The organism is Hamadaea sp. (assembly GCF_013362815.1).
Lineage (GTDB): Bacteria > Actinomycetota > Actinomycetes > Mycobacteriales > Micromonosporaceae > Hamadaea.
In genome coordinates, this window is record NZ_JABFVK010000077.1 from 1 (window position 1) to 8,280 (window position 8,280).

9 protein-coding genes and 1 pseudogene are annotated in these 8,280 nt (G+C 70.1%); all 10 read right to left on the reverse strand.

Annotation, left to right across the window (positions count from 1 at the left end; genetic code table 11):
- Positions 1–161: 161 nt before the first annotated feature.
- Positions 162–914, reverse strand: coding sequence for a hypothetical protein (locus HOV77_RS29285; protein WP_290867826.1), 753 nt, complete (start codon positions 912–914; stop codon positions 162–164).
- Between the two features lies 1 nt (position 915).
- On the reverse strand, positions 916–1,374 hold the full coding sequence (locus HOV77_RS29290; RefSeq protein ID WP_290867829.1) for a hypothetical protein: 459 nt from the start codon (positions 1,372–1,374) through the stop codon (positions 916–918).
- Position 1,375: 1 nt separating this feature from the next.
- Positions 1,376–1,774, reverse strand: coding sequence for a hypothetical protein (locus HOV77_RS29295; protein WP_290867831.1), 399 nt, complete (start codon positions 1,772–1,774; stop codon positions 1,376–1,378).
- Positions 1,774–3,168 carry a hypothetical protein gene (locus HOV77_RS29300; RefSeq protein WP_290867834.1) on the reverse strand — a complete coding sequence of 465 codons (1,395 nt, stop codon included), beginning with the start codon at positions 3,166–3,168 and terminating at the stop codon, positions 1,774–1,776. The genes HOV77_RS29295 and HOV77_RS29300 overlap by 1 nt, the downstream gene beginning before the upstream one ends.
- A 12-nt stretch (positions 3,169–3,180) precedes the next feature.
- Positions 3,181–4,629: a polysaccharide deacetylase family protein gene (locus HOV77_RS29305; protein WP_290867838.1), complete on the reverse strand. Its 1,449-nt coding sequence runs from the start codon at positions 4,627–4,629 to the stop codon at positions 3,181–3,183.
- Positions 4,630–4,668: 39 nt separating this feature from the next.
- Positions 4,669–5,232 (reverse strand): hypothetical protein, encoded by a 564-nt coding sequence (locus tag HOV77_RS29310; RefSeq protein WP_290867839.1) that lies wholly within the window; start codon positions 5,230–5,232, stop codon positions 4,669–4,671.
- 1 nt (position 5,233) lies between these two features.
- Positions 5,234–5,704, reverse strand: a complete 471-nt coding sequence (locus HOV77_RS29315; protein ID WP_290867841.1) for a hypothetical protein — start codon at positions 5,702–5,704, stop codon at positions 5,234–5,236.
- A gap of 2 nt (positions 5,705–5,706) precedes the next feature.
- Positions 5,707–6,144 carry a hypothetical protein gene (locus HOV77_RS29320; protein WP_290867843.1) on the reverse strand — a complete coding sequence of 146 codons (438 nt, stop codon included), beginning with the start codon at positions 6,142–6,144 and terminating at the stop codon, positions 5,707–5,709.
- A 96-nt stretch (positions 6,145–6,240) separates the two neighbouring features.
- Positions 6,241–7,614, reverse strand: coding sequence for a phage major capsid protein (locus HOV77_RS29325; RefSeq protein WP_290867846.1), 1,374 nt, complete (start codon positions 7,612–7,614; stop codon positions 6,241–6,243).
- Between the two features lie 11 nt (positions 7,615–7,625).
- A pseudogene (locus HOV77_RS29330) lies at positions 7,626–8,280 on the reverse strand (ATP-dependent Clp protease proteolytic subunit); the annotation flags it as partial.

Sequence of the window (8,280 nt, forward strand, 5' to 3'; positions counted from 1 at the left end):
GAGGTTCTCGACGCGGACGCGCCAGCCGTTGCGGTACTGGTCGCAGCCGACTTCCTCGCAGGTCGCCTGCCGCGAGTGCGTGCCCAGAGGGGACAGCATGGCGTACGTCTTGTACATCTGCGGCGGCATGGCCGGTTCGATCCGGAAGACGTTGGCGGTCATCAGAAGGTCACCCCGGCGATCTCGTTCTTGATCACGTTGACTGCGAAGCTCAGGCTGGAGAACCCGCCGGTGGTGACGCTCGCCGCGCGGACATACCGGCGGATGGTCGCCGTGTTGCCCAGGGCGATCCGCTCCGCTGTCGGCCCGGCGGTGATCTGCGTGAAGGCGAAGCCCGCCACGTCGGCGAACGTGACGTTGTCCGCGCTGTCCTGGATCTTCACCGTGGCGTCGGTGCCGGTGAACGCGAACACCTGGAGGTAGGCCTGCCCGCCGAACGAGGCGCTCGCCGTGGTGTCGATGCCCGTGCCGTTCGTCGCCGCGGCGTCGGTGCGCACGCCGGCGGTGAGCTGCCGCCCCCACTCGGTGCCGTAGCCGTTGGCCTGAGCGGACACACCGAACGTGAGCATGCCGTCGTCGCCGCGCTGCGGGTCGTACCCGGCCTGCTTCGCCACGAGCGACGCGGCCGGGTCACCGAGGGCCGTGCCGCGGCAGTACGTCATCAGCACGTCGGTGCGCGGCAGCGCGCTGAGCTTCTCGTGTGTGGCCGGGGTGACTGTGTCCGAGTTGAAGAACGTGGTCATCTCGAACGCGCCGTCCCGGAGGCCGCCCTTGCGCTCGTACCCCGACTTGTCGATGCCGGTGAAGTTGAGCAGCGCGGGGCCGCCACCGATCCGGCCGAGCTGCTGAATGTCGCCGGACGCGTTGTACCCGGCGATGTGCAGCCCGTCTCCGAGGCCTGATTGCTTGGTCACGCTATGCCTCCTGGTCCCAGAGATCGTTGACGATGAGCGGCAGGGTGATGGTCATGACCCGGTACTCGCCGCCTGCTTCGGCGAGGTAGCCAGCCCGGGCGCCGAGTGGATCGCCGTAGGTGCCGAGAAGGTCCACCTGGCGGACGAGCCCGTCGAGGGTGAAGTCGCCGCTGTAGGCGGTCATGAGGGCGTCGAGAGCGGTCATGAGGTCGGGGTCGATGGCGTCGGCGGGCTGCTGCATGAGCGACGAGTACAGGCGCACGAACAGGGCCAGCCGAGACGACGTGGAGTTGAGGCCGGAGCCGCCACGGGCCGGGCCGATCTGCTCCACCCACACGGCGCAGGTGATGCCCGAGACCGGTGGGGACTTCGGTTCATGGCCGTTGACCGCAGCGAAGTAGCCGGAGGCCAGCGCGTGGGACTCGACCGCGTCGAGGATGGTGCGGATGTCGAGAGCCATGTCAGATCAGCCCCCTCGACCGGTACCGGGCCAGGAGCTCGCGCGCGATCTGCGGGGCCTTGCGGTCCAGCAGCGGCTTCGTCCGCCGGAAGGTGAAGTAGCCGGGGAAGCGAGTCACGGGGCTGTTCCTGCTGCCGGTGCCCTCCAGCCACGGCCCGTAGACCACTCGACCGTCGTGGACCTTGTAGCTGTCGCCCGCCCGGTCCACGCTGATCTTCGACTCGTAGTAGCCCGTCGGATGGCGCAGTACCTGCCGCAGCCGCTGGTGCACCATTCGCTCGCCCTCACGCGCGACCTGGTACTCGACGTCGTCGGAGTAGTCGTGCAGCGCTCGGCCGGCGCGGCCGCTGGCCCAGGGGCCGGAGGCGTGGGAGTTGACGCGGACATCGAAGCCAGGCATCAGACCCCCCTCGTACGGCCCTTACGGCCGTGCGCGTTGTAGACCTGCTGCCGCAGAGCCGGAAGGTCCCGGGCGACGAGGGCTTGGTCGTTGCTGGAGAGGCCACCGCCGGCGCGGCGGGTGCGGGCGTAGCCAGCGAGTTCGTTGGTGACGCGGTTGAGGGCTTCGGCGATGGTGAGGTCACGTACCAGGCCGGGCGGGTCCCAGCGCACCACGCTGCTCGCGTCGGCGTGCAGCGCCGCGGTCGTGCCGAGCGCGCCCCGCTGCACGGTGAGTGTGCGCGGGGCGTAGATGCCGGCGCCGGCCGCGTGCGCGGCGAGGACCGTGCCGTCCCATGCGCGTTGCACGGTGAGGGTGTTGCCCGCGATGTCGACGACGAGCATCCGCTCCGACTCGACCAGGAGCACCTCGTCGACCGCGAAGGCACTGCCGTCGGCCACGGCGAGGGCCACGCTGTTCTGCTGCGCGGTGAGCCCGGCGCCGCCGACGTTCTGGCCGGTGTCGGCCATGGTGCGGCCGGTGACGAGCATGCGCTCGGAGTCGACGCGCAGCACGCTGCCGACGCCCAGCTCGGCGGACGCGGCCCCGGTCACGGTGAGCGTGGTGGCGGTCGTCGAAGCGACGGCGGCGGCGAGCGGGCCGACCGATGTCTCGGTGTTGCGGTAACCCCAGAGGCCGGTGATCTGGATGGCGCGCTGGTGGGTGGTGCCGCTGCTGTAGGCGGCCGTCGAGTCGAGGTCGATCTCCAGCCGGTTGTACGGCGGGCCCGACCGGTTGGGCTCCAGCAGGTAGTCCGTCGCCGGGATGGTGCCCCCGCCGGACACGAGCGTGGTGACGGAGATGAGCTCGTTGTCGTCGAGCCAGAGCCGCCATGAGGGCCGGTTCTGCGAGCCGGGCCAGTCGAAGTACCGGGTCCCCACGGCCGGAGCGAACTTGCGGTGGCACAGGTCGTCGACGTCGCGTGAGGCGGACTCCAGCGCGCGGTCGATCTGGCGCGAGTTGCGGGCGGTGAGCTTCACGTCGAGGGCGCGCTGGACGTCCTCGCGGGTGGCGTACCAGACGCCGGCGAGGGAGGTGTTGGTGTCTTCGGCGGTCGCCGGGGCGGTGACGGTGATGGTCTCGGTCGCGGTGACCGGGGAGCCCGTCTTCAGCCCGGTCCAGGTGGCGAGGTACGCGCCGGGGGTGAGCGACGAGGCGGGGGTCCAGGCGTAGCCGTACGAGCCGGTGGCGGGGTGCGTCACGCCCGTGGCGGTGGCTGCGAGCGCCGTGGCCCCGGTGGCGATCGCGGTGATGGCGATGGTGGGGGTGGTGTCGAGGTCGGTGAGGGTGCCGCCCTCGAAGTCGTAGAACTGTCCGAGGAGGGTCACGCTCTGGCCTGCGGTCACTTCGGTCATGGCGCGCCTCCCCTACGTGTAGAGCCGGAGGACGTCGCCCACCGGAAGGACGGGGATGCCACGCGAGTTGATGGCGTCCATGATCGAGTTGAAGTCCGTCTGCGAGCACTGATTCGTCGTGGCGGCCGTGCCCGAGACCACTTCGTGGAACGTGAGAATCACCCACTCGCCTTGAAGGCAGCGGTCGAGCGTGCCGCCCGCGCCGGTCAGGTTGGCGGGCAGGCCCTTCGCGCTGGCGCCAGCAAGGGAGCCGATGCCGGTGATGGACCGGGTCCGGTAGGGCATGGCCGGCGGGAACGTCTCCAGGTTGTCCGCCGAGCTGATGCCGCGCCCGTTGGAGAAGTACTTGCAGGTGAGCGCCTCGATGCTGGTGCCGTCGGTCGTGCGGGAGAACCAGCCGCCCGGGTACGCGAACGAATCGCTGGGGAAGCCCCGGTCGATCATCCAGGCGCGGGTGCGGCGGATGTCGTCTTCGACCACGGCGGCCGACAGGGCGTTGTACTTGGTGTTGTGGTTCGCCGAGTAGAAGGCATGCCCGGCGATCTCCCAGCCCGACTGATCCTGCATCGACCTGAGCTGCGCTTCGGTCAGGTACTGGCTGAGGCCGATGTTTTCGCAGATCGTGTACAGGGTGCCCCTGTAGCCCAAGGAGTCCATCTTGGGCCGGGCCAGGGTGTGCTGGCTGGCGTAGCTGTCGTCGAAGGTGATGCTGACGACGCCGCTGCTGAAAGTGGTCTTCGTATCAGGGATGATCTCGACGGCCTGCAGATTGACCGTGACCGGGTTGCCGGTGTTGTCGTCGACGACCTGGAACATGAAGTCCGTGAAGCCGCTGGTCACGCTCGGCACGCCGGTCGAGGAGATGGTGTACGCGCCGGTCACGGACCGGACGTCCGCCCACGACAGCGTCATCGTCGCCCACTCGCCGGACAGCACCTGGTTCTCAGCCGCCGAGGCGTGGGTGTGCAACCGCCAGTTGAAGGTGTTCGCGACCGTGCTGGTCCCGATGATCACGTTGATCTGGTTCAGGTGCGTCACATCCGACACCCTGAAGATCAGCCGGATCGCCTTGCCCGTAAGGTCCGGCAGCGCGCTCGCCAGCCGCCTGATGTTCGCGACCGCGCCCGTGCCAGTCGTCGTCACCCGGAACGACTGCGTGCCCTTGCAGAACACGCTGGTGTCGTTGGCGTTGCTCGACCCGACGCCGGAGCCGCTCGCGCTCCAGCCGTGCCCAGACTGGAACTGCTGCGACCAGCTCGCTGCCCTGTACGCGGGCCGGTTCTGCGACGGCGTCACGAACGGCACAGCAGCAAGCTGCGTGTCCACGTAGCCCTTCGACGCCGCGTTCAGCGCCGTGTCCGGGGAGGAGTCAGGCAGCGTCAGCTCACCCGTCATCACGCCACCCGACCTCGACACCTTGCGGGCATCCCCAGTCGTCGACGTGTAGCCAGTCGCCGCCATGCTGCTCTCCTCCTCCCTCGAACTCGGTGTCGTGCGCTGCTACTCAGCGGAGCCGTCAGTCGCCGACGTATCGGCCTCCTGGCCGCCATCCGTCGAACGGGCAGAACGGCTGGCCGTCCGGCCCTTCTTGGAGCGGTTCGCCGTCGTTGGGGCAGGCGACTGGCTCGGCGTCTCGCTCGGCTCGGGCAAGCTCGGCTCCTCCTCGGACGATGTCGAGGAGCTGCTCCCAGCTGATACGTCCTCACCCGCCTCCGGCTCGGGCTCGGCGTCCGCGATCGACGGGCCACCGTGCCTAGTGATCTTCGGCATGCTGTCGTCCTCCGATTCGTTGATGGGCGGCCACGGGGCCACCGTCGGCATGTCGAAGCCGCAGCCCGCACAGACCAGCCGCGGCATCTCCAGCACCCCCGGGGAGGCCGTACGCAGGTGCACGCGCCGCTCGCGGCCCTCGTACCGGCAAACCTCGTTGCCGCACGCCACGGTCACCGACGGCAGCACAGCGCCCCCAGGGCTCTCGGCCCGCTGCGTGCTGCCGCACTGCGGGCACTGCTCGGCGCCCACCGTGTACGTGGTGGTGCACTCGGCGCACGTCCACCCGGCCACGTCAGGCCGCCGCCACAGACGCGCCGTTGTCCAGCGGGATGTACGTCAGATCCCACTTCACGCTGCCGGTGTTCGACGCCGCGCAGTCCAGCAGGATGCTGCCCGGCTTCAGCACCAGCGGCTGCGCCAGCACCTTGTTCGACGGCAGGAAGTTCAGCGCGTCCTGCATCGCCGTGGCTGGCGTACCGGTCAGCGAGTAGCAGGTGCCGACGGCGTCCCCGGTGATGTCGAGGACGGCGCACAGGTCCTGCGTCGCCCCGGCGTCGACCGGGTCGAAGGTGAGCTTGGTGTTGTCGGCCTGGGTCTGGATGACCGTGGTGACCTCGCCGACGAGGCTGGTGATGAGGACCTTGCCGCCGAACACGGTGAACAGTGCGCCCGCCGTGGTCTGGGGGAGCGTGGCGGTGGCCCGCTGGACCTTGACGCCGCACAGCAGGGAGCGGAGCTGGTCGCCCTGGATGAGAGTCGACATGGTCAGACTCCCATCGCGGGCAGGTTCGCCGGGGCCCGCCCGGTCATGAGGTCGCGGTGGACGGCGCGCACGGTGCCCGCGCCGGTGGAGGTGACCTTCACGTACTTGTACGTGTCGGACAGCGAGGTGTTCTCCACCTCAAACACGGCCGCCTGCTGCGTCGCTGCGGCCGCGGTGACGACGGTCGCCGCGGCGGCCTGCGTGCGCCGGGTCCAGGCGTCCGAGCCGTTGCCGGTGTTGGTGTGGTACTCGGTGATGCACGCGAGGTTCTGCGCCCCGGTGCCGGAGGCGTCCTTGGCTTCCTGCAGCGTGTACGTGTCCCCGGCGGCGCCGCCGAGGTAGCACTCGAAGAGGATGCCGGACGCCTCGCGCATGTTGATCCACACGCCGTCCGCTGCGGGCGTGCTGTTGATCAGCCGCCCGAGTGCCTTCTGACCCATGAGGGGGTCCTCCTGTCTGGGTGTCCTGTCGGGGCGACACTGCCGACCCGGATGGGAGCCGCCGCCGGGGCGTTACTGCCGGCGGCGGCCGGGGGGTTACGTGCGGTCCGCGATCTCGACGAACGGGGAGAGCGCGGGGCCGCCGTTGGCGGGGGTGACCGGGTTCTTCAGCCACGGGCGGCCGTCGACGCGCTGGATGATCCGGTACGCGGTCTGGTCGTTGCCGAACTTGTACTCGGTGCTGGAGTCGGCGCTCATCTGCTGCCGGTCGCCGATGAGGTAGTACGACAGGTCCACGAAGGACAGGTCGGAGCGGTCACCGAGGCGGCCGGCCTTCTCCGAGACGACCAGCGGCCGGCCGAAGATGGTCATCGGCGCCGGGCCCGCGACGTTGGTCAGCATGACCGGGCCGCCGCCGGTGCCCACGGACAGGGCCATCGTGTACAGCTCGGGGATGGCCTCGGGGGAGCAGACCCAGATGCCGCGCGCCAGGGAGCTGGGCAGCATCCGGCTGTACATCTTGATCACGTTCTCGACGACGATGGTGTCCGCGGTCTGGCCGGTCTCCTTCGGGACGGCGACGCCCGCGGTGTTGCCCGCGCCGAGGAAGCCCTGGGGCTCGCCGACGCCGGAGCCGGCCATGAACGCCAGGTCCTCGAAGAACGCCAGGGCCTGCGGCCACAGCGTCTCGATGAGCGCGGCGAAGGACAGCAGGGAGTCCTGGAGCAGTTCGTTGGGGACGAGCGCGAACCCGGTGAGCTTCTTCGCGTCGAGTACGGCGCGGCCGAACTTGGGGTTCGACTCGATGAGGGCGGCGCCTTCCTCGCCCCAGAAGCCGATCATGCCGCCGAAGACGGAGCCGACGTTGGTCGTCGAGTCGATCATCGGGAACTGCACGCGGGCCGTCTCCATCGGCACGACGGTGGCGCGCGGGCGGACGACCGCCATCTCCAGGGCCAGCTGGAGAAGCTGTGAGCGCAGGGCCTCGGGGACGAGGAAGCCGCCCTCGGCCGGGACGACGGAGGAGTACGCGTTGCGGATCTCCTCCATCTTCGCGCGCTGCTGGGGGTCGGGGTTGCGGTGCCAGGCGTGGCGGAAGTAGTCCGCGGCGTTCTCGAACTTGCCGTCCAGGGCGGCGCCGACGGCCTTCGCGTTGTAGGCGGTAGCCTGCTTGTGCGACGTCATCATCGTCGCCGGGCGAGTCTGCGGGTCGAGGTTGAGCCGCTTGATCGCGTCGCGCTCGGAGTCCTTGACGTCGTTCTCGCGGAGCATGTTCGCGAGCTGCCGCTGCGTCTCGGCCTCGATCTGCCGCTGCAGCTCAGTGCCGTCGCCCTGCTGGCGGTTGGCGTACTCCTCGATGAAGTCCGTGAGGGACTTCGGGGTCTCCATGATCTGCTTGGCGCGCGCCGGGTCGGCGAGCATCTCCGCGAGTTCGTCGCCATTGCGCGGCGTGGTCAGAGTGGGTGCCACTGGTGCCTCCTTCAGGCTTCCGTCGCCGCGCTGGACGACGCCGTGGTGGTGAGGTTGGAGACCAGCACCGACCACGCGTCGGGCTCGTCCTGGGTGAGGTGGGCGGTCATGGCCGCCCACGGGTCTTCGGGGGCCGCGGGTGCGGGTGCAGCTTCGGCGGCAGGGGCCTCAGCCTCCGGCTCGACGGCCGGCTCCCCGGGGGCGGGTTCGGCCGGCGCGGGTTCGGCGGCCGGCCCGGGCTCGGTGGCCTCGACAGCCGGGGCCGCATCACGGAGGGCGATGTCCTTGCGGAGCACGGCGAGGAGCTGCTCGCCGATGGCGTCGCCGACGTTGAACGTGAGCGTCACCGACTCCGGCTGCGCCTCGGGCTCCGGCTGCCGCGGACCGGTGTAGCCGTAGGCAGCGAGGTCCCAGGCACGGGCCATGTCCGGCTCCGGCTCCTCGTCGGGCTCAGCCGGCGTGCCTGCCTTCGGAGCGGCGATCGCCTCGTCGGCGAGGCCGTTGTCGACGGCGTCCTCGGGCAGGTACCAGGTCTCGGCGCGCATCCGCTCGCGCCACTGCTCGCGGGTGCCGCCCGCCCGGGCGGCGTAGGCGTCGGCGATGTTGTCGGAGATGAGGTCGAGGAGCTCGCCCATCTCGTCCATGTCGGCGGCGTTGCCCCAGCAC